Below are 19,893 nucleotides of genomic sequence, written 5' to 3' on the forward strand. Positions count from 1 at the left end.
TCTGTCTTCCGGCTGTTCCGCCGCACGCAGGGGCGTGCCGATGGCGTTGTCTCGACCACCAGACTGATTTATAGTTACCCTTACTGTCAAGCTTTCTGTAACAGGTGCCGCAGCTGGCATCGGAACGGTGGAACCCATGGTCGTTCAGCCCAGCAGGATCGTCGTCGTGGGGGCCGGGTCCGGCATCGGAGCGGCCACCGCGGCGCATTTCCACGAGCGGGGGGACCACGTGCTCGCGGTCGACCTGCGCGCGAACGACACACCGGCGGCGGCGCACGAGCAGTGCGACCTGCGCGACGCGGACGACATCGCGGCACTGCTGGAGCGGATCGGACCGGACTGGGACGCGCTCGCCTATGTCGCCGGTGTGCCGGGCACCGCGCCCGCCGCCGATGTTCTCGGGGTGAACTATCTCGGGATGCGGCTGTTCACCACCGGCATGCTGCCGTTGCTGCGGCACGGCGGCGCGATCGTCACCGTCGCCTCGGTCGCCGCGCTCGGCTGGCAACAGCGCATCGATGATCTCGCGGGTCTGCTGGCGGCGAGCGATGCCGAGGCGGTGGCGCGCTGGCAGGCGACCCAGGACCCCGCCTACCCCGTCTACAGCACCTCCAAGCAGGCCTCGATCGTCTTCGCCAAGCGGCTCGCCCCGGCCGCGTGGCAGGAGTACGGCGTCCGGGTCAACACCGTCAGCCCCGGCCCCACCGAGACCCCGATCCTCACCGACTTCGAGGCGTCGATGGGCAAGGAGGTCCTCGACTCGGTCAAGGCGACGATCGGCAGACACGCCACGGTCGCCGACATCGTGCCGGTGATCTCGTTCCTCGCGGGGCCGGGATCACGCTGGATCAACGGCCAGGACATCCATGTCGACGGCGGTTTCGTCGCCCCGATGACGGTGGGCCCCGCCATCGAACTCTGAACGCCGCCAGACGATTCCGGCCGGCCTCCGCTCAGGGTGGCCGGCCGGTTGTCGTACGCCGGATCAGACCTCGGCCACGGCCTGTTCGCGCGCCCACCGATAGTCGGCTTTGCCCGCCGGGCTGCGGCTGATCGCGGCCCGGAAGACGACCGCCTTGGGCAGCTTGTAGCGGGCCAGGGACCGGCCTGCGTGTTCGATCAGTTCCTCGGCCGTCGCGCTCCCGGTCAGCGCCACCACCGCGACGACCTCCTGCCCCCACCGTTCGTTCGGGCGCCCGACCACGAGCACATCGGCGACCGCCGGATGCGAGGCGAGGGCCGATTCGACCTCTTCGGCGAAGATCTTCTCGCCACCGGAGTTGATGGTGACGGCGTCGCGGCCGAGCAGCTCGATGGTCCCGTCGGCGAGGTGGCGCGCGCGGTCACCGGGCAGCACGTAGCGCACGCCGTCGACGACCGGGAAGGTCGCGGCGGTCTTGGCCGCGTCGTCCTTGTAGCCGAGCGGGGTGAACTGGCGTTTGGCGAGCCAGCCGAGCCCGTCGTGGCCCGCTTCGAGCACGGTGCCGAGATCCTCGGCGACGACCCTGGTGTCGAGGCCGGCCGAGAAGGTCCCGGTCGAGACGAAACCCGCGGCCGAGACGTGGTGCAGCTGGGTACCGGTCTCCGAGGATCCGACACCGTCGAGCACCACCAGGCCGGGCACCGCGGCGATCCACTGCTCCTTCACTGTCGGGGTGAGCACGGCGCCGCCGTTGGCCAGCGCGGCCAGTGACGACACATCGGCGATGTTCGATTCCACGGCGGCGAGCAGGGGCCGGGCCATCGCGTCGCCGACCACGATGGCGATCGCGACCCGCTCGCGCTCGATCGCCCGCACGATCTCCGGGCCGTCGACGCGGTCGACCACCGGGGAGAACACGACCGATTGCCCGGTCGTCATGGCGGTCAGCACCGCCCACTGCGCGGCGCCGTGCATCAGCGGTGGCAGCAGCATGAGTTTGACGCCGGGGTTCGCGGCGGCGCGCGCGCCGATCTCCGCGTACGAGGCCACCTGGGTGCCGGTGTTGACATCACGTCCGCCGCAGGCCGCCATGTAGATGTCGTGCTGGCGCCACAGCACACCCTTGGGCATGCCCGTGGTGCCGCCGGTGTAGAGCACATAGAGATCGTCCGGCGAGGCGGTCACCGGCAGTTCCGCCGGCTCCGTCGCGGCGATGACCGACTCGTAGTCGACGGCGCCGTCGAGCAGTTCGTTGCCCGAGTCGTCGGCGATCTGGACGAGCACGCGCAGCTGCGGCAGCTCCGACCGGATCTCGGCCACCCGGGGGGCGAAGCTCGCGTGGTAGACCAGCGCGGTCGCGCCCGCGTCGGCGAGCAGATGATGCAGTTCGCTCTTGACGTAGCGATAGTTGACGTTGAACGGCGCCACCCGTGCGCGGAACGCCCCGATCAGGCTCTCGACGTACTCGTTGCCGTTGTGGGCGTAGATGCCGAGCAGGTCCTGGCCGACCTCGTGCGGGGCGAGGTCGGCGCGTTCGGTGTGGCAGCCCAGGCCCTGCGCGTGCAGGTACGCGGCCAGCCGCTTGGACCGCTCGGCCACCTGGGCGTAGGTGTGCCTGCGGTCGCCCTGGATGATGATGTCCCGATCCGGGAGTGCCGCCGCGGCGGCGTCGGCGGCGCCGACGAGAGTGAATTGTGCCGAGTCGGACCCGGTCGCGGAGGGGGACAACGTGACTCCTCGGTGATCGTTCGCGCGAGTGCGCGGAAAGTGGTGCGGGACAAGTTCAGTGGCGGTGGCAGGACCGGCTCAGCCGACGGCCACCCGGCCACCCACCCGGCGCCGGGTGCGCAGACGGGCGGCGCGCAGGGCGAGGTCGATGAGCTTGGCGGTGCGGGCGTCGAACGGCGGCGCCGCGCGTCCGGTGATCGCGAACGGGAGGTTCGTGCCTGCCACCGTGCGCCGGTGGGTGAACGTGTCGAACCCGGTCTTGCCGTGATAGGCGCCCATGCCGCTGTGGCCGACCCCGCCGAACGGCGCGTTCTCCGAGAACATGTGGATCGCGAACTCGTTGCGCGCCACGCCACCGCTGCGGGTGCGCGCGACGAACCGGCGGAAGTCCGCCCGGTCGGGCCCGAACCAGTAGGCCACGAGGGGCGCGGAGCGGGCGTTGACATGGTCGGCCACCTCGTCGAGATCGGCATAGGTGCGGATCGACAGCACCGGACCGAACACTTCCTCGCTCGCGATCAGCATGTCGTCGTCGATGTCGCGGATCAGCGTCGGCGCGATCTTGCGCGCGACCGGATCGGGCAGGTCCTCACCGTCGGGTGCGAGCGATTCCACCCGGGCGCCCCGGGCACGGGCATCCTCGACGAGGGCGAGTACCCGGTCGTAGTTGGCGGTGTCGACCGAGGCCGTGTAATCCGGGTCGGCCACGATCGCGGGGAACATCGTGCGCAGTTCGGCGCGGAGGATGTCGACGAATCGCTCGACCCGGTCCTCGGGCACGAACACGTAGTCCGGGCAGACACAGACCTGCCCACCGTTGACCATCCTGGCGTGCGCGATTCGCCGGGCGGCCCGGTCGAGGTCGGCGTCGGGGGCGACCACGACAGGATTCTTCCCGCCGAGTTCGAGTGTCACCGGGACCAGGTTCTCGGCGGCGGCCCGCCCGACGAGCCGCCCGACCCCGGTCGATCCGGTGAAGAACAGGTGATCCAGGGGCAGCCGGGTGAACGCGGCACCCACCTCGGGCCCGCCGGTGACCACGGCCAGTTCGACCGGGTCGAAGTACCGCGCCGCCAGCGTGCGGGTGAGCTCGGCGGTGTGCGCGGTGATCTCCGACATCTTGATCATCACGCGGTTGCCCGCCGCGAACGCCGACGCGGCGGGCACCACCACCAATTGCAGCGGGAAGTTCCACGGCCCGATGATGCCGACGACGCCGAGCGGGGTCGGGTGGACTTCGGTGCCGATCCCGCACAGGCGCGCGAGCCGGTTCGCGGTGACCGGGCGCATCCAGCGCGCGGTGTGCGAGCGGGTGTGCTCGAAGGCGGTGAGCATGCCCATGATTTCGGCGAACAGCGTGCCGGTCCGTGAGCGGGTACCGAAATCGCGCGACATCGCCTCGACGAATTCGTCGATGTTGTCGAGCACCATGGCGAGCAACCGGTCGATGCGGTCCCGTCGGACCGCGGCCGACGGCGGACCCTCGCGGAGGAAGTCCGCCCGCTGCCGCCGCAGTATCTCGATGAGCTCATCGGTCCCGGTGACACCGGCAATCTGTGACATCTGCGCCCCTACCTACTCACATCGCCGAACAGTCGGCCACCCGCCGCGGCAGCCATCGATAGTCAGAATTCCAGTAACGCCAACTGTAACAGCGAACAGTGCTGTTACATGGGGATTCTCCCGCTCGGGATCAGGGCAGCGATACCCGGCTGGCGAGCCAGCGGCCGTCGACCAGCTCCATGGTCATCACCACCCGGCTGCGGTCCACGCGCGGATCAGGGGTGACGGTGTTGGTCACCGTCTGGTCGACGAACAGGATCGTCTCGACCTTCGTCGGGGACGCCGACTTCACCGCCGCGTCCAGCACCGTGCCCTTGCCGGTCGCCTTGTTCTCCAGCAACAGCTGACGCAGCTGACCACTGGACCGGGAGTAGGTGTCCTTGAACTCCCCCGTCGCCCCGTCGAGCACCGCGGTGAAGTCACGGTCGAGGTTGCCGGAGTCGACGCTGGTCAGAGTCACTGCGTAGGCCTTGGCCGCGGCCAGTCCGGCCGCCGCCGCGGCCTCGGTGTCGCTCTTCTCGTCCAGCCGCCACCACAGGACCGCGGCCGCGATCACCGCCGCGACGGCCACCACCGCGAGCAGCGGGACCCGGATCTTGCGCCAGATCAGCAGCGCGACCATCCGGCGGATCTCCCACTTGGACGGCATCACGAATTCGGGTGCGGCGGGCGGGGTCTCGGCATCGTCACCGGCCGTGTCGACCACCTCCGCCGCGGCGGGATCGGTGGATGTCACGGCCTCGTCGGTGGCGGCGTCGCTCTTCTGGTTCATCACGGGTTCCTCGGGGTCGACAGGGGTAGGGCTGGGGGAACGGGTCATCGGGGTGGCTCGGGGATCGTCTGCTCCGACTCGACCAAGGGCAGCGGGATCGGCAACGACAGCGGCCCCCGCGGCGTGGGTGAGGCCGTGCGGTCGGCGGGTTCGCCCGGCGGCGGTGGACCGGGGACGCGTTCCCCGGCCGGCCTCGGCGCATTGGCCGCGCCGCGCACCAGCACCGACGGGTCGTCGTCGGCGCAGTGGGTGTACAGGTAGGGCTCGGAGTAGTCGGCCTGTGACGGCGGTTTCCGGGGCAGGTCGTAGACGCAGGTGTAGCGCGGATACAGGCTGACCAGACCCCAGAAGCCACCGTCGTGCATCACCGTCGCGAGGGCGTCGAGCGTCGAGCCGGCCCGCTGGGTCGGGAAGAAGAACTCCTGTAGCGCGGGCACGCGCGTGGTGGTCAGCTGCGACACCGTCGACAGGCTGGTCAGCAGCCCGACGACCGCGGCCGAGTTGTCCGACAACACCGTGTCCAGCGCCGTGAGTGTCCCCGGGGTCGCGGCGAGAAAGTCCGCGACACCACCGGTCTTCGCCTCGACGCCGCGCAGGAACGCCGCGGTGTCGGCGGAGAACTGCCGCAGACCCGCCGAACCCTGCCCCAGCGTCGTCAGCACGGTCTTGCTGTCGTGCACCAGCGAGACCGTCTGCGGGAGAACCGAATCCAGAGTGGAGATCAGGAAGACCCCGCCGTCGATGATATCGGTGAGCTTCCGTGGCCCGTCGGGCCCGACGCCGAGCTCGTCGACCACCGAGGCCAGCTGCGCGGGGTCGACCTGCGCCAGGGTCGAGTCGAGCGTGCCGAGCATCTGCCACAGCGGGGTCGGCGTCGAGGTCCGGTCCGGGGAGATCTCCGCACCGTCGGTCAGATACGGGCCCGTGGCACGGGCCGGCCGGAAGTCCAGGAACTGTTCGCCTGCCGTGGACAGGCTGGTCACCTCGACGGTGCTGTCCTCGGGAACCCGGATCGAGGCGTCGATACCGGCTACCGCGACCACCCCCGTGGCTTCGAATTCCACCGATCGGACCTCCCCGATCGGTACCCCGCGCAGCGTGACGTCCTGGCCGGGCAGCAGGCCGCCGGATTGCGCGAGCCGGACCCGGACGGTGTAGGTCGAGGCGGTCGGATCGAACCCCAGCGCACCGAACACCAGATACGTCGACCCGGCCACCGCGACCATCGCCAGGGCGACCGCCGAGAGGGTGAGCCGGTAGGGATGCCCACCGCGGACGACGCCGACCAGCAGCCGAGCGGGCAGGTCACGGATAGCGGACAGCGCGGACCGCGCGCGGTCCCGGTGCGCGGTCACTGTCCCGGTCCCAGCACGCGGGCCCGCAAGGCGAGCAGGGTGTAGGTGAGTGAACCGACCATCGCCTGCCAATCGCTCGCGTCGGGGAGGTGGCTGCCCGGGTCGGCCTGATGGTTGGGGTCGGCCAGTGCGCCGATCGCGAAGTCCTGCAGGTCGACATTGCCGTGCGCGGAGGTGCCGCTGGACAGTTTGATGACGGTCGGCAGCAGCCGGTTCATCGCGAGCAGGCTCGCTTCCGGGTTCAGGATCGCGTCGTTGAGGCCCGCGGAGATCTGGTCGAGGTTGGCGATCAGCCCGCCGATCTCCCCGCCCCGCAGCACCGGGAACTTCGACAGCTGGGCGGTGAGGTCGTCGATCTGCCGGACGAGCCCGAGTGCCTGGTTCGCCTCGCCTTCGAAGACCGTCGCCGCCGGGCCCGCGGCGCCGAGGAAGTCGTCGATCACGCTCTGGTGCGCGGCCAGTTGGCCGACCAGCCGATCGGTTTCGGCCAGCACTACCCGGATGTCGTCGGAGCGGGCCGCCAGGGCCGTGACCAGCTGGGTCGACTGGTCGAGCAACCCGTCGAGATGGTCACCACGGTCACCGACGGTCCGGCCGAGTCCGTTGACGACACTGGTCAGATTGCGGATGGCGCCGCCGTTGACGAGCAACGAGGCCGTCGTCAGCAGCTCTTCGACGGTCGCGGCCGCCGAGGTGGCAGGCAGGTCGATGGTGTCGCCGTCGCGCAGGGCGGCGGTCGCGGGGGTGGCATCCGACGGAGCGTCCAGTGCGACATAGACATCGCCGAGTGGGGTGGCGGTGCGCAGTTGGGCCCGGGTGCCGACCGGCAGCGTGACATCGGGCCGGATCCGCAGCGACACCTCGGCCTGGTAGTCGGCGACGGACATGGCCGTCACCTCGCCGACGTCGGCACCGGCGAGGCGCACCTTCGCCTGGGCGGGCAGATTCAGCGCGTTCGCGAAGATCGCGGTGACGGTGTAGCCGGATTCGCCCGATCCGGGTGCCGACAGCGGCAGATCGCCCAGTCCCACACCGCATCCGGTGCTGGTCGTGAGGACCGCGACCGCCACGACGACGGCCCTCAGCAAAGAATTCTCGGTGTTCATCGCGGCAACCTGCTCATCGCTTCCAACATGTCGGTGATGCCGAAATCCGGCCCGAAGTCCTGCAATGTCCCGGTGGCACAGCCGAGTTGGCGCAGGCCGAGGATGTTGCACACCTCCTTGACCATCTGCCCGTCGAAGGCGACCCGGTCGAGCAGCGCGTGGATCCGCGCGCCGCCCGCCTGCTGATCGACCGCGTTGTAGCCGTTGGCCAGCAGCATCGGTGTCAGGTCGAGGAACTCGGCCAGCTGGTCGCGGTAGTCGGCGAGCGCCTTGGTCACCGTCGCGGTGTCGGTGACCGCGCTGCGCAATCCCGCGCGATTGGCCGTCAGCAGATCGTCGGCCTGGCGCATCACCTCGGTGATCTGCGCGCCGGTGGCGCCGGCACCGATGTCGAGCTGGGCGAGCATTTCGCCCAGTTGCACCGAGGCGGCGCCGAATTCGCGGATCACCTGGTCGCTGTCGGCGGCGGCGGTGACCAGGGTGGACAGCTCCCCCACGAGCTGGGTGACGGTGTCCCTGGTGCCTGCGCCCGCGTCGTCACTAAGGCGCAGCGCGCGCGACAGTTCGTCCATGGTGGCGCGCAGCTGTTCGCCGTTGCCGTCGCCGGTGGCCGACGCGGCGACCGCGAGCAGTCGCGCGATCGGTCCCTCCCCCGCCTGTTCGCCCTCGAGCCCGCCCGACATCCGGTCGGCCATCGCGATCAACCGGTCGACCCCGACCGGTGTGCGGGTCCGTTCCAGGCCGAGCGTGGCGCCGTCGGGCAGCGCCGCACCGCCCCGGTACACGGGCGTGAACTCCACGTGCCGGTCGGTCAGTACGGAGGTGGACACCGTCACGGCGGTGGCGTCGGCGGGGATCGGCACCGCGCCGTCCACCCGCATGGTGACCTCGACGTAGGCGCCCCTCGGCTCGATCGCGGTGACCTCACCGACCGGCATGCCGAGCACCGCCACGATATTGGCGACATACAGCCCGGCCGCGCTGTCGAAGTGCGCGACCACGGTGATGTCGCCGGGTCCCCGGTCCAGCGGCCCGGAACCACATCCGACGAACGCCAGGATCGCCAGCACCGCCGCGATACGCATCGTCATCTGCATTGTTCTCATCGGCAGTCTCCGAAATACGGTGGCAGGGCGGCTACTTCGGCGTGGCCGCTCAATGCGCACATCCACGAGTCCACGAGCACACCGCCGGGAGCGTTGAAGTCCACCGAGTTGCCGTTGCCTGCGGCGTTGGTCAGGTTGCGTACCGACACCGGCAGGATCTCCAGGGTGTTGCGCAGCAGGTCGTCGTGGCGGGCGAGGCTGCCGAGCAGGCCGTTGAGTCCGGCGATCAGCTCGTCGATCTGGGCCCGGTCGTCGACGACGATGCCGCGGACCTGCTCGACGAGGCGGGTGGTGGCCGACATCAGCAGCTCGATCGCCTGTCGCCGGGAGGCGATATCGGTCAACAGGTCCCGGCCGGCCGTGGTGATCGCGGCGACATCGGAGCGCTGGCTGGTGACCACGGCGGTCAGGTCCCGCACCCCGGCCAGCAGTGAACCGAGTTCGTCACGCCGGCTGCCGAGGATGCCGGCCAGGGTCTTGATATTGGTCAGTACGCCGGGCAGTACCGCAGGCACACCTTCGAGCTGGGCGGCCAGGGTGTCCAGAGAGCGGCCGATCTGCGCGGCGTCGACCTGTTCGAAGGTGGTGGTGGCGTTCTCCAGCGACTGTTGCAGGTCGTACGGTACGGCCGTGTGCGACAACGTGATCCGGCCGTCGCCTAGCTCACCGGGACCGGCGGGCAGCAGTTCGACATACCGCGCGCCGAGCAGTGTGGTCAGTTTGATCGAGGCCGTGGTCTCGATGCCGAGCGCGACGTCGCGGGCGATCCGCATCGTCACCACCACGCGGTCACCGACCAGTTCCTGGCCGGTGACCGTGCCGACCTGGACCCCCGCGACGGTCACACTGTCGCCGACGCGCAGCCCGGCGGCCTGGGCGAACTCGGCCTCGTAGCTGCGTTCGCCGACGCCGAGAGTGTTCCAGCCCAGCGTGGCCAGCAGCACCGCGATCAGGGCGACGAGCGCGACGGTCCCGAGGATCCGGGGGTTCTGCTTTTCGATCGGCCGGCCGACGGCGAGGCCGAGGGAGCGGAAACGGGTCGACAGGGTCATCAGGTACCTCACCTACAGATCGGCGACTGCTCGACGGCGCCGGACGGCGTGGCCATGCGCACGATCGCCGGAATCAATTCCGAGAGCGCGGGGATCGCGGTGAACCCCAGATTGCAGAGGTAGACATTGAGATTCGCGCCTTCCTGGCTCACCCTCGCGATGCCTTTCAGCAGCGCGGGCAGGTTGAACCCCAGGTAGGCGAACTGGTCCTTGTTCTCCTCGAAATGCCGGGTGAACCCGGGCTCGCGGGACAGCAGCCGGTCGAGCGCGGGCCGGTCCTCGGCGACGATCGTCGCCATCCGGTCGGCCACACCCGACACCTCGGTCAGCGTCGTCATCAGTTCTTCCCGATGCCGGGCCAGGCCGTCGACGATGGTCCTGGTCCGCCCGAGCAGGGTGCCGAGTTCGGCGCGCCGGCCCGCGAGATTCCCGACGACCTGGTTCAGATTCGCGATGACCGCGCCGAGGATCTGATCCGGGCCTGCCAATGTCTGTGCCAGCGTGGACATCTGCTCGATCAACCGCGTCAGGGAACCCACATCGCCCTGCAATGCGGTGACCAGCGCCGCGGTGACATTGTCGACCTGGCGCGGATCGAGGCCACTGAACAGCGGCTCGAACCCGTTCAGCAAGGCCGACAGGTCGAACGACGGTTCGGTCCGCTCGACCGGGATCTCGCCGCCGGCCGGCAATTCGCCCGCCACCCGGACCTCCCCGCGGGACAGCCCGAGATAGCGCTGGCCGATGACGTTCTGATAGGTGATGGCGGCGATCGTGTCGCCATACAGCCGCTGCTCGTTCTGTACTCGGAAACGGACCCGGGCGCGGATGCCGTCGAGTTCCACGGCGTCCACGCGCCCGACCCGCACCCCGGCCATCCGCACGTCGTCGCCCACACGTAGCCCGGTGGCGTCGGTGAAGAGCGCCGAATACGACGTGGTCGAGCCGTCGACGCCACGGTTCAGGGTCACGAAGGTCATCGAGATGAGGGCGAGCGCGACAGCCAGGAACACGCCGAGTCCGGCCACCGAGCGACGATGCCGATTCATCGTGGGGCACCTCCTGTTCCGGGGACACCGGTGGTGAGTAGTTGGGCCAGCAGCTGTTCCGCGCCGGTGGCGCCACCGCCGAGCACCCGCCCGATGAGGTCCTGCAGTTCCGGGGTGAGCACCGGTGGCCGCACCGATCGCGGGTCGAGCACAGCGGGCAGCGGTTCGGCCGTGGTCTCCAGCGGCGCTGTCGCGCAGCTGGGGCCGGCGAGGTCGCCGTAGCGGGGGCAGTCCGCACGGGTGTAGAGCGTGTCGGGGGTGAGCCTGATCTGGAATTTGCCGGTTCCGCTCTGGGTCTGCTCGTTCCAGAACTCCGCGAACCACACATCCGACAGGCGGCGGATGCTGCCGACGATCGGGCCGAAACTCGAACTGCCCGCGGCGAAGACATCCAGGACGGGGGTGAGCTCATCAGTGATCGTGACGACCTCGTCGACGTGCTCGTGCAGGCCGCCGCCGACCGTCGACAAGGTGCCGGTCCCCGCGCCGAGCAGATCGTGCAGTGCGGCTTGCTGTTCCACCGCCGTCCGCATCGGGACGACCGCGTGGTGCAGGACATCGAGCAGATCCGGGGTCGCGGCGGCCAGGCCCCGCACCGATTCGGTCAGTGCGGCGATGGTCGACGGCTCGCCGGGCGGTGCGATCTGCGCGGCGAGTTCGCTGGTGATGCGGTCGAGCTGGGCGCCCGCCCGCACGATGTCGGCACCGCGCCGGTCGGTGGCCTTGGCGACCGCGGCCAGGACGCCGACCGTCTCGCTGGTGCTGATCCGCGCCGTCGAGGCCACGATCGCCCGCAACTTGGTCAGCGCGGTCTGCAATTGCACCGTCGACAGGCTGGTGTCCTGGTGGATCTCCGCACCGGCGCGCAGCGGCCGGCCCGGACCGTTGTCCACCAGCTGCACCGAGGACACCGCGAAGATGTTGCTCGGCACCACGCGCGCGGTCACCGAGTCCGGAATGCTCGCCAGGAAGCGGGGTTCGAGCTCGAGCACGACCCGGTTGTATCCGCCGTCGATCGCGGGAACGACCTCGCCCACGGTGCCCACCAGCACACCGCGGAACTTCACGTCCGAATGCGGTGGCAGGCCGTCGCCGACCTGCACGAGCAGCGCACTGATCTGCGCCTTCGCGTCGAAGGTGCCCGTCGATTTCATCAACACGGCCGTGACGCCACCCGCGATCAGCGCGACCGCCACGAATCCCCGGAAGAACAGCGCCAGTTTCGACGGTCCCCGTCCGTCCTTCTCGAACAGCACCGACATCTCAGCCGCCCAACCGCGCGCTGGCACCGATGCCCCACAGGGCGACGGTCAGCAGCAGATTGACGACGATCATCACCGAGATCGCGGCACGCATCGCACGGCCCGCCGCGATGCCGACACCCTGTGGTCCACCCGCGGCGTAGTACCCGTAGTAGCACTGGATCGTGGTGGTGAGCACAACGAAAACGACCGCCTTACCGAGCGAGTAGATGATGTCCGGCCCGTTCAGGACGAGCTGGAAGTAGTGGCGATAGGTCCCGATCGACAGCCCGCCCGAAACGCCGACCACCATTTCGACGGCGATGTAGTTCGCGGCGAGGCAGAGCAGATACAGCGGAACGATCGCGACCACCGCCGCGAGCAGCTTGGTGCTGACCAGGTAGGGAATCGAGCGGATCGCCATCGACTCCATCGCGTCGATCTCCTCGGCGATCGCCATCGAGCCGAGTTGCGCGGTGAAGCGGCAGCCCGCCTGCGCGGCGAAGGCCAGCGAGGCCATGATCGGGGCCAGCTCGCGGGTCGACGCCGTCGAGGCGATCAGCCCGATGGCCGGTTCCATCCCGAGCAGGTGCAGAGCGTTGTAGCCCTCCAGCCCGACGATCGCGCCGCCGGCCGCGCCCAGCACGATGATGACGCCCGCGGTGCCACCGCCGACGACGATCGAGCCATTACCCCACGCGATATCGGACAGCGTGCGCATGAATTCGGTGCGATAGTGCCGGAGCATGACCGGAATCGCGGCGACCGCGCGCACGAAGAAACTCAGCATGTGCCCGAGCCGCATGAATGCGACACCGAGCTGCTTCGAATATGTCGCCACCAGCCTGGTGCCGAACGGCTGATAGGTCGATGCCATTACAAACCCTGCCTGGGAAACAGCATCATGAAAAGCTGCGTGAACAATACGTTGACGATCATCAGCAGCAGAATCGAGGAGACCACGGTGGAATTCACCGAGTTCGCCACGCCGGCGGATCCGCCTTTCGTGGTCAGTCCTTTGTGGCAGGCGACCACGGCGACGATCGCGCCGTACACGACAGCTTTCACCAGCGTCAGCACGAGATCACCGACCGTGGCGAACGAGGCGAAGGTCGCGACGAAACTTCCGGGCGCTCCGCCCTGCGCGAAGACATTGAAGACGTAGCCGGCGACGAATCCGACGAAGCACACCACACCGGTCAGCGACACTCCGATCACGATCGCGGCCAGAAAGCGCGGGACCACCATGCGCCGGACCACCGACACGCCCATGATCTCCATCGCGTCGAGCTCTTCCCTGATCTTGCGGGAGCCCAGATCGGCGCAGATGGCGGACCCGACGGCCGAGGCCATCAGCAGTGCGGCGACCATCGGGGCACCCTGCCGGATGACCGCAAGCCCGCTGGCCGCACCGGCCAGCGAGGTGGCGCCGACCTGCCCGGCCAGCAGCCCGAACTGAATCGAGAGCGTCACCCCGATCGGGAGCGCGACGAAGATTGTCGGCAGCACCGCCGCCGAAGCCATGAACGCCCCCTGCGCGAGGGTTTCGCGCATCGCCAGTTTTCCGGTGAACAGGTCGAGGATCAGATATTGCACCGTCCGGACGCCGAGGACGAACTGACCGCCGACGGTCTCGATGGCGACCCCGGGATGACGATCCAGATATCCCCGGAACCACGCCGCGACTTCTCTGCTCGCCGGCATCGCGGACCGTCCCGAGCGCACCGCTCGGTCGCGGCGCTCATCAGCTGCCGGATCGAATCCGTTCACCATCGGTTGTCTCCTGGAGTTGACACTCGATCCCGTCGTCGCGGCGCCTGCCGAGCCGGCCCGGGAGGCGATGGGCGGCCGGTCTGCCCGTAACCCGCCCATCGCGAACGTGAGCAAGCATACTGTATCCATTACAGTTAGTCACGCAATACGATCGGGGAACACCATGGCCACCGATGACCGGCAGCTCGACGAGCTCGGCTACTACCTCCTGGCGGGCTCAGGCGGTGACGGACCCGCAGGACTCGCCGAACAAGCACGCGCGGGTGAGCGACTCGGCCTGGGCACCGCGTTCCTGTCCGAACGGTGGAACGTCAAAGAGGCGGCGTCGCTGACCGGCGCGGCCTGCGCGGTGACGCACCGCAGCCGGATCGCCACCGCCGCCACCAACCACAACACCCGGCACCCGCTGATCACCGCGTCCTGGGCCACGACCATGCACCGGCTCTCCGGCGGCCGGTTCACCCTCGGCATCGGACGCGGAGTCGCCGCACTGCATTCCGCGTACGGCATCGCGCCGGTGACGACCGCGCAGATGGCCGACTGGGCCGATGTCATGCGACGGCTCTGGCACGGCGAGGTGATCATCGGACACGACGGCCCGCTGGGCTCCTACCCCGTCCTCGCCCTCGACCCGGGCTTCGACGAGGACATCCCCCTGGCCGTGGTCGCCTTCGGCCCCAACACCCTCGCGCTCGGCGGCCGGGTCTTCGACGATGTCGTCCTGCACACCTATTTCTCGCCGGAGACCCTCCGCCGCAGCGTCCGGACGGTCAAGCTCGCCGCCGAGCGGGCGGGCCGCGATCCCGGCTCGGTCCGGGTGTGGTCGTGCCTGGTCACGGTGGGCGATCATCTGCCCGAGGAACTCCGGCTGAAGAAGACCGTCGCCCGGCTCGCGACCTATCTGCAGGGGTACGGCGATCTGCTGGTGCGGACCAACGACTGGGATCCCGCTGTCCTCCAGCGCTTTCGGGGCGATCCGGTGGTCACCTCGATCGCGGGCCCGATCGACTCGGTGGCGACCCCGGGGCAGATCGAGCACATCGCCGAGCTGCTGCCACCGGAGTGGCTGGCCTGCGCGGCCACCGGCACCCCGAGCCGCTGCGCCGAGCGTGTCCGCGAGGAGTTCACCCACGGCGCCGACCGCGTGATCCTGCACGGCGCGACACCGGACGAGCTCGCTCCCGTCGTCGCCGCCTACCGGGCCACAGACACGACGGGAGCCTCGAAGTGAGTGCACCGGTATCGATTCCGCGTCGCGCCGCCGACCTCACCCGGCAGTGGTTGCAGTCCGCCCTCGCCGCCGACGGTGCTGCCGTGATGGTCGAGGAGGTCGAGGTCTGCCCGATCGGCACCGGCCAGACGGCCGCGACATTCCGCGTCACCGCCCGCTACGGCGACAACGCCCGCACCTTTCCCTCGACCTTCATCGTCAAACTCCCCGCGGGCGACGACGGTGTCCGCGCCGGTGTCACCCTGGGCTACCTCAGCGAGGTCACCTTCTACCGCCAGGTCGCCGTCCACACGAAGGCGCCGATACCGCACTGCTTCCACAGCGACATCACCCCCGGCGGCACCGAGTTCGCCCTGCTCCTGGCCGACCTGGCCCCCGCGATTCCCGGCGACCAGCTCGCCGGCTGCGACGCCGACGCGGCGGCGCACGCGGTCGCCGCGCTGGCCGGACTGCACGGGCCGAGCTGGTGCGATCCGGCCTGGCTCGACCTCGGTGTCGCCATGCCCAAGCCCGGCGACACCGCCGGGTCGACCGGACTCGGCGAGGTGGCGCGGATGGCCGGCGACATCACCCTGCAGTCCCTCGGCACGCGCATGGATCCGCTCGATCGCGAAACTCTCGCCACCGCACTGGATCTGGTGACGTCCTGGCTGCTCGCCGGTGCCGGCACCGGCCGATTCGCGCTCCTGCACGGCGACTACCGGCTCGACAACCTGATGTTCGATCCCGCGACCGGCGCCGTCACCGTGGTGGACTGGCAGACCCTCGGCATCGGATTACCCGCCCGTGATCTCGCCTATTTCACCGCGACGAGCCTCGCTCCCACTCTCCGATCGGCGTGCGAGCACGATCTCGTCGACCGGTACCACCGGGCGCTGCTCGAGCACGGCGTCACCGGTTACTCCAGCGAGGAGTGCTGGCACGACTATCGATTCGGCATGCTGCAGGCGCCGTTGATCATCGCCCTTGGCGCCGCGTTCGCCACCCCGACAGCCCGGGGCGAAGAGATCTTCCTGGTCATGCTGGAACGCGCCTGCCGGGCGATCCGAGAGCTGGGCACGCTCGACCTGATCCGGGCCGTCTCCTGAGGCGCCCACCCTTGCGCGAATCAGTACTGTAAGTAGTACAGTAAGACAAACGTCTGCGTTCGCGCCGGTCCGCATCTCGACCGCCCACAGTGAAAGGACCAAGAATGACGAAGCTGGACTATCTGGCCGTCGATGTCGACAACCACTACTACGAGCCGCTGGACGCCTTCACCCGCCACCTGCCCAAGGAATTCCGGCAGCGTGGGGTGCAGATGGTCAACGACGGCAAGCGCACGCTGGCGATCATGGGCGGGAAGGTCAACCAGTTCGTCCCGAACCCGACCTTCGACCCGATCATCGAGCCGGGCTGCCTGGACCTGCTCTTCCGCGGCGAGATCCCCGATGGCGTCGATCCGGGCTCACTGATGAAGGTGGACCGGCTCACCGAGCACCCGGAGTACCAGAACCGCGACGCGCGGATCACCGTGCTGGACCGGCAGAACCTGGAGACCGTCTTCATGCTGCCGACCTTTGCCTGCGGCGTCGAGGAGGCGCTCAAGCACGACATCCCCGCCACGATGGCCTCGCTGCACGCCTTCAACCTGTGGCTCGACGAGGACTGGGGCTTCGACCGCCCCGATCACCGCATCGTCTCGGCCCCGATCATCTCCCTCGCCGACCCCGCGGCGGCCGTCGAGGAGGTCGAGTTCGTACTGAGCCGGGGCGCCAAGCTGGTCCTCGTCCGCCCGGCCCCCGTTCCCGGCGTCACCGGGCCGCGTTCCCTCGGCGATCCACTGCACGACCCGGTGTGGGCGCGACTGGCCGAGGCGGGCGTCCCGGTGGGTTTCCACCTCTCCGACAGCGGCTATCTCGCCATCAACGCGCTCTGGGGCGGTACCGCGACCTTCCAGGGTTTCGGCAAGAAGGACCCGCTCGACCAGATCCTGCTCGACGACCGCGCCATCCACGACACGATCGCCTCGATGATCGTGCACCAGGTGTTCACCCGCCACCCGGCGCTCAAGGTGGTCAGCATCGAGAACGGTTCCTATTTCGTGTACCGCTTGATCAAGCGCCTGAAGAAGGCCGCGAACACCGCGCCCTACCACTTCACCGAAGACCCGGTCGCCCAGCTGATCGACCACGTCTGGATCGCCCCCTACTACGAGGACGACGTCAAGTTGCTCGCCGAGACCATCGGCGTGGACAAGGTCCTGTTCGGCTCCGACTGGCCCCACGGCGAAGGCCTCGCCGACCCGACGACCTTCACCGCCGACATCCCCCAGTTCCCGGAGTTCTCCTACGAGGACACCCGAAAAGTCATGCGTGACAACGCCCTCGAACTCCTCGGCTCGAAGGTCGGAGTGTGACCACGCCACCGGCGGCCTGATCACCGACCGTCCCCACGCCCAGCCGGGAACCGGTGCGTGGGGATCGCCGATGGCCGCTATCCGGTGGTGAACTTCGTGACGTCGAGGATCAGGACGACCCGGTCGAGGACGTCGTCGGGCAGGGTGTCGTCGGTGTCGCCGTAGTACTCCCCCAGCTCGCGGTAGAACGCGCCTTCCTCGTCGGCGAGGACGGTGACGAGCCAGCCCTGGGTCTGCAGGACCCGCGACGGTGCGTCCGGGTCGGTGATGAGGAACGAGTAGTTCGGATTCGCCTGCAGGCTGGTGAATTTGCGTCGCGGGATGGTGTGGCTCATCCGCAGGTGGGCGCCGTCCCATTTGAAGCGCATCGGCGACAGGTCCGGCGAGCCGTGCGGGGTGACGGTGCCCAGGACGCCGACGATCGGCCGCTGGAGCAGGTCCTCGAATTCGGAAGGCACTCTCGAGACCATGACAAGTCCACCTCGCTCAATTGTTGCTATTACAGTAGTAACAACTGTATCTGATGTCGCATGCGCGCGCATTCAGACCCTGGGCGGTCATGGCTGGTATTGCTGAACGAATACGGTGTCGGCCCCCAGCGGGCCCACCACCGACGCACTGCCCGGGTGCCCGAGCGGCACATCACGACCCGGCAGCGGCTCGGTGAAGAACCGCGCGTTCTCGGCGACGAACTCCTCCTGCCCGGCGGGCATGTCGTCTTCGTAGTAGATCGCCTCCACCGGGCACGCCGGCTCGCACGCACCGCAGTCGGTGCACTCGTCGGGCTGGATGTAAGCCATCCGATTGCCCTCGAAGATGCAATCGACCGGGCACTCGTCGACACAGGCGCGATCCAGCACATCCACACACGCGGCACCGATCACGAACGTCATCCTGTCCTCCTCTGCCGAACCACCCCGGGAACCGGGATCGCCCACAATCCTGCGCCGTTCCCGGGCACCGGAGTAGTGGTCATCTGCCTACCGGCCCATCAATCAGCCTTATGGGGCTGCGTCGCTCAGCGGCGAACGCCGATATCGGTCGGCCGCACCGATGACTTTCCGGTGCATCCGTCGTCTGTATCTCCAGGTACCGGCAGACAGGAGCAGTGCGGCATGACGAAACCGCTACGCAGTAGCGTGACCTCGGTGCGGGCGAACGGTGTGGATCTCGGAATCGAGAGCTTCGGCCACACCGAAGACCCGCTGATCCTGCTGGCCGGCGGCACGACGATGCTGTCCTGGCCCGATGCGGTCTGCGAGCGGCTCGCGGCCGGCGGCCGCCGCGTGGTCCGCTACGACCTGCGTGACTCCGGCGAATCGACCACCCTCGACCCGGAGAATCCCGCCTACGATCTGCGGGACCTCGTTGCCGACGCGGCCGCGCTCGTCGCCGCGCTCGGTGCCGGGACCGCGCATCTCGGTGGTGTCGGCGTCGGTGGCATGGTCGCCCAGGTCGCCGCCCTGGACCACCCTGACCTGTTCTCCGCGCTCACCCTGGTCGGTACCAGGCCGGTGGCACCCGGCCCGGTCGACGACGACCTGCCCGATCACGAGTTCGCGCTCCTGGGCGCACTGTTCGCCCGCCCGCAGCCGGACTGGACCGACCGCGCCGCGGTCGCGACGTTCGCCGCCGAGGCGGCCGAGCCGATGGGCAACGATCCGGCGCAGACACGGCTGACGGCGGGCCGGATCTGGGACCGCACACCCACCGCCGATCCCGCGGTCCACCAGGCGAACCAGCTCGGGACGGTGTTCTCCCGTATCGACTGCGCACCACGCTGGCGGGATCGGCTCGCCGAACTCGACATCCCCACGCTCGTCGTGCACGGTCGCGCTGACCCGTTCTTCCCGGTGGGCAACGGCGAAGCCCTCGCCGCCGAGATCCCCGGCGCGCGACTGCTCGTCCTCGACGACATGGGTACCGATCTGCGCGCTTCCTCGGCCGGCCAGGTCGCCGCCGCGATGCTCGCACTGTGATTGCCGATCGCCGAGCACGTCCGCTGTTCTGCGGAAACCGCGCGTGGCGAAACGAGCGTTCGGCGAGGACACTGAGGAGGAACTCGACCTACGAACCTCAGGAGCATGCGATGGCACCCAACGGGCCGTTCGGCGTCGATCCCGAAGATTTCGAGCGTGCGCTGCGCGAAGCGGGCACCGAGCTTCGTGAGCTGCTCCGGAAGGCCGGGGTCCACCTCGATCGCGTGGACAACCTGGGCGTCGGTTCGCTGGCCTCCCTGCTCGGCCAGTTCGTCCAACCAGACCGGCCGAGTGCGCCCGAACCCGAACCCGAGACTGCCGGCGAGACCGGCAGCGGCGTGTGGGTCATCTACGGCATCGATGACGACGGCGCCGCCAGGGTCGACCAGGTGTTCCCCACCGAACTCGAAGCGTTACGCGCCCATCGCGACAACACCGACGTCCGCCGTCGAGTGCGGTTCCTGCCCTACGGCGTCCCGGCCGGCGTGCTGGACACACCCTGACTGCTCACAGCTCCGCTCGACCCGAGTTTGGTCACGAGGTTTAGTGCGTGACGTCAGCTCCGCAGAGCGTCCAGAATCTCTTGCTGCTCGGCCGGGATCTCCGGCGCGAACGTCT

Annotated in this window: 19 protein-coding genes; 6 read left to right on the forward strand and 13 right to left on the reverse strand. The window is 69.0% G+C overall.

The window, feature by feature from the left end:
• Positions 1-136: 136 nt before the first annotated feature.
• Positions 137-922: an SDR family oxidoreductase gene (locus ACFXK0_RS13425; RefSeq protein WP_379410410.1), complete on the forward strand. Its 786-nt coding sequence runs from the start codon at positions 137-139 to the stop codon at positions 920-922.
• A gap of 63 nt (positions 923-985) precedes the next feature.
• On the opposite strand, the gene ACFXK0_RS13430 is transcribed toward ACFXK0_RS13425, so the two are convergent.
• The 11 genes from ACFXK0_RS13430 to ACFXK0_RS13480 form a co-directional block, all read right to left on the reverse strand.
• Positions 986-2,650 (reverse strand): acyl-CoA synthetase, encoded by a 1,665-nt coding sequence (locus tag ACFXK0_RS13430; RefSeq protein WP_379410411.1) that lies wholly within the window; start codon positions 2,648-2,650, stop codon positions 986-988.
• A 78-nt stretch (positions 2,651-2,728) separates the two neighbouring features.
• Positions 2,729-4,213, reverse strand: a complete 1,485-nt coding sequence (locus tag ACFXK0_RS13435; protein ID WP_379410412.1) for a coniferyl aldehyde dehydrogenase — start codon at positions 4,211-4,213, stop codon at positions 2,729-2,731.
• A gap of 130 nt (positions 4,214-4,343) precedes the next feature.
• Positions 4,344-4,985: a hypothetical protein gene (locus tag ACFXK0_RS13440; protein WP_379410413.1), complete on the reverse strand. Its 642-nt coding sequence runs from the start codon at positions 4,983-4,985 to the stop codon at positions 4,344-4,346.
• Between the two features lie 44 nt (positions 4,986-5,029).
• A complete protein-coding gene (locus tag ACFXK0_RS13445) occupies positions 5,030-6,340 on the reverse strand; it encodes an MlaD family protein (RefSeq protein ID WP_379410414.1) in 1,311 nt (436 codons plus the stop codon).
• Positions 6,337-7,446: an MlaD family protein gene (locus tag ACFXK0_RS13450; protein WP_379410415.1), complete on the reverse strand. Its 1,110-nt coding sequence runs from the start codon at positions 7,444-7,446 to the stop codon at positions 6,337-6,339. Before ACFXK0_RS13450 ends, ACFXK0_RS13445 begins: the two co-directional genes overlap by 4 nt.
• Positions 7,443-8,537, reverse strand: coding sequence for an MCE family protein (locus tag ACFXK0_RS13455; protein ID WP_379410416.1), 1,095 nt, complete (start codon positions 8,535-8,537; stop codon positions 7,443-7,445). Before ACFXK0_RS13455 ends, ACFXK0_RS13450 begins: the two co-directional genes overlap by 4 nt.
• A gap of 11 nt (positions 8,538-8,548) precedes the next feature.
• Positions 8,549-9,604: an MCE family protein gene (locus ACFXK0_RS13460; protein ID WP_379410417.1), complete on the reverse strand. Its 1,056-nt coding sequence runs from the start codon at positions 9,602-9,604 to the stop codon at positions 8,549-8,551.
• Between the two features lie 8 nt (positions 9,605-9,612).
• Positions 9,613-10,653 carry an MCE family protein gene (locus ACFXK0_RS13465; RefSeq protein ID WP_379410418.1) on the reverse strand — a complete coding sequence of 347 codons (1,041 nt, stop codon included), beginning with the start codon at positions 10,651-10,653 and terminating at the stop codon, positions 9,613-9,615.
• Positions 10,650-11,915: an MCE family protein gene (locus tag ACFXK0_RS13470; protein WP_379410419.1), complete on the reverse strand. Its 1,266-nt coding sequence runs from the start codon at positions 11,913-11,915 to the stop codon at positions 10,650-10,652. The genes ACFXK0_RS13465 and ACFXK0_RS13470 overlap by 4 nt, the downstream gene beginning before the upstream one ends.
• Position 11,916: 1 nt before the next feature.
• Positions 11,917-12,771 carry an ABC transporter permease gene (locus tag ACFXK0_RS13475; protein ID WP_379410420.1) on the reverse strand — a complete coding sequence of 285 codons (855 nt, stop codon included), beginning with the start codon at positions 12,769-12,771 and terminating at the stop codon, positions 11,917-11,919.
• Complete coding sequence (locus tag ACFXK0_RS13480) at positions 12,771-13,598, reverse strand: MlaE family ABC transporter permease (RefSeq protein WP_379410438.1); 828 nt, start codon at positions 13,596-13,598, stop codon at positions 12,771-12,773. The genes ACFXK0_RS13475 and ACFXK0_RS13480 overlap by 1 nt, the downstream gene beginning before the upstream one ends.
• Before the next feature lie 232 nt (positions 13,599-13,830).
• On the opposite strand from ACFXK0_RS13480, the gene ACFXK0_RS13485 reads away from it, so the two are divergent.
• From ACFXK0_RS13485 to ACFXK0_RS13495, 3 genes are all read left to right on the forward strand, one after another.
• Positions 13,831-14,898 carry a TIGR03857 family LLM class F420-dependent oxidoreductase gene (locus ACFXK0_RS13485; RefSeq protein ID WP_379410421.1) on the forward strand — a complete coding sequence of 356 codons (1,068 nt, stop codon included), beginning with the start codon at positions 13,831-13,833 and terminating at the stop codon, positions 14,896-14,898.
• Entirely contained in the window at positions 14,895-15,986 is a 1,092-nt protein-coding gene (locus ACFXK0_RS13490) for a phosphotransferase family protein (protein ID WP_379410422.1), read from the forward strand. The genes ACFXK0_RS13485 and ACFXK0_RS13490 overlap by 4 nt, the downstream gene beginning before the upstream one ends.
• 104 nt (positions 15,987-16,090) lie before the next feature.
• A complete protein-coding gene (locus ACFXK0_RS13495) occupies positions 16,091-17,296 on the forward strand; it encodes an amidohydrolase family protein (RefSeq protein ID WP_379410423.1) in 1,206 nt (401 codons plus the stop codon).
• Between the two features lie 77 nt (positions 17,297-17,373).
• Here ACFXK0_RS13495 and ACFXK0_RS13500 read toward each other — a convergent pair whose 3' ends face one another.
• Both ACFXK0_RS13500 and fdxA read right to left on the reverse strand, forming a co-directional pair.
• Positions 17,374-17,754 carry a pyridoxamine 5'-phosphate oxidase family protein gene (locus tag ACFXK0_RS13500; RefSeq protein ID WP_379410424.1) on the reverse strand — a complete coding sequence of 127 codons (381 nt, stop codon included), beginning with the start codon at positions 17,752-17,754 and terminating at the stop codon, positions 17,374-17,376.
• A gap of 99 nt (positions 17,755-17,853) precedes the next feature.
• Complete coding sequence (gene fdxA, locus ACFXK0_RS13505; RefSeq protein ID WP_379410425.1) at positions 17,854-18,189, reverse strand: ferredoxin; 336 nt, start codon at positions 18,187-18,189, stop codon at positions 17,854-17,856.
• 222 nt (positions 18,190-18,411) lie between these two features.
• Here fdxA and ACFXK0_RS13510 point away from each other — a divergent pair, with 222 nt between their 5' ends.
• Both ACFXK0_RS13510 and ACFXK0_RS13515 read left to right on the forward strand, forming a co-directional pair.
• Positions 18,412-19,275, forward strand: coding sequence for an alpha/beta fold hydrolase (locus ACFXK0_RS13510; RefSeq protein WP_379410426.1), 864 nt, complete (start codon positions 18,412-18,414; stop codon positions 19,273-19,275).
• A 110-nt stretch (positions 19,276-19,385) separates the two neighbouring features.
• Positions 19,386-19,778, forward strand: a complete 393-nt coding sequence (locus ACFXK0_RS13515; RefSeq protein ID WP_379410427.1) for a hypothetical protein — start codon at positions 19,386-19,388, stop codon at positions 19,776-19,778.
• The last annotated feature ends 115 nt before the right edge of the window (positions 19,779-19,893 follow it).

The organism is Nocardia sp. NPDC059177 (assembly GCF_042755165.1).
Taxonomy (GTDB): Bacteria; Actinomycetota; Actinomycetes; order Mycobacteriales; family Mycobacteriaceae; genus Nocardia.

Bases quoted from the DNA above. Each gene is read 5' to 3' on its own strand.
- ACFXK0_RS13425 (WP_379410410.1), top strand. From the start codon at position 137: ATGGTCGTTCAGCCCAGCAGGATCGTCGTCGTGGGGGCCGGGTCCGGC.
- ACFXK0_RS13435 (WP_379410412.1), bottom strand. From the start codon at position 4,213: ATGTCACAGATTGCCGGTGTCACCGGGACCGATGAGCTCATCGAGATA.
- ACFXK0_RS13440 (WP_379410413.1), bottom strand. From the start codon at position 4,985: ATGAACCAGAAGAGCGACGCCGCCACCGACGAGGCCGTGACATCCACC.
- ACFXK0_RS13450 (WP_379410415.1), bottom strand. From the start codon at position 7,446: ATGAACACCGAGAATTCTTTGCTGAGGGCCGTCGTCGTGGCGGTCGCG.
- ACFXK0_RS13455 (WP_379410416.1), bottom strand. From the start codon at position 8,537: ATGACGATGCGTATCGCGGCGGTGCTGGCGATCCTGGCGTTCGTCGGA.
- ACFXK0_RS13460 (WP_379410417.1), bottom strand. From the start codon at position 9,604: ATGACCCTGTCGACCCGTTTCCGCTCCCTCGGCCTCGCCGTCGGCCGG.
- ACFXK0_RS13465 (WP_379410418.1), bottom strand. From the start codon at position 10,653: ATGAATCGGCATCGTCGCTCGGTGGCCGGACTCGGCGTGTTCCTGGCT.
- ACFXK0_RS13470 (WP_379410419.1), bottom strand. From the start codon at position 11,915: ATGTCGGTGCTGTTCGAGAAGGACGGACGGGGACCGTCGAAACTGGCG.
- ACFXK0_RS13475 (WP_379410420.1), bottom strand. From the start codon at position 12,771: ATGGCATCGACCTATCAGCCGTTCGGCACCAGGCTGGTGGCGACATAT.
- ACFXK0_RS13480 (WP_379410438.1), bottom strand. From the start codon at position 13,598: ATGCCGGCGAGCAGAGAAGTCGCGGCGTGGTTCCGGGGATATCTGGAT.
- ACFXK0_RS13485 (WP_379410421.1), top strand. From the start codon at position 13,831: ATGGCCACCGATGACCGGCAGCTCGACGAGCTCGGCTACTACCTCCTG.
- ACFXK0_RS13495 (WP_379410423.1), top strand. From the start codon at position 16,091: ATGACGAAGCTGGACTATCTGGCCGTCGATGTCGACAACCACTACTAC.
- fdxA (WP_379410425.1), bottom strand. From the start codon at position 18,189: ATGACGTTCGTGATCGGTGCCGCGTGTGTGGATGTGCTGGATCGCGCC.
- ACFXK0_RS13510 (WP_379410426.1), top strand. From the start codon at position 18,412: ATGACGAAACCGCTACGCAGTAGCGTGACCTCGGTGCGGGCGAACGGT.
- ACFXK0_RS13515 (WP_379410427.1), top strand. From the start codon at position 19,386: ATGGCACCCAACGGGCCGTTCGGCGTCGATCCCGAAGATTTCGAGCGT.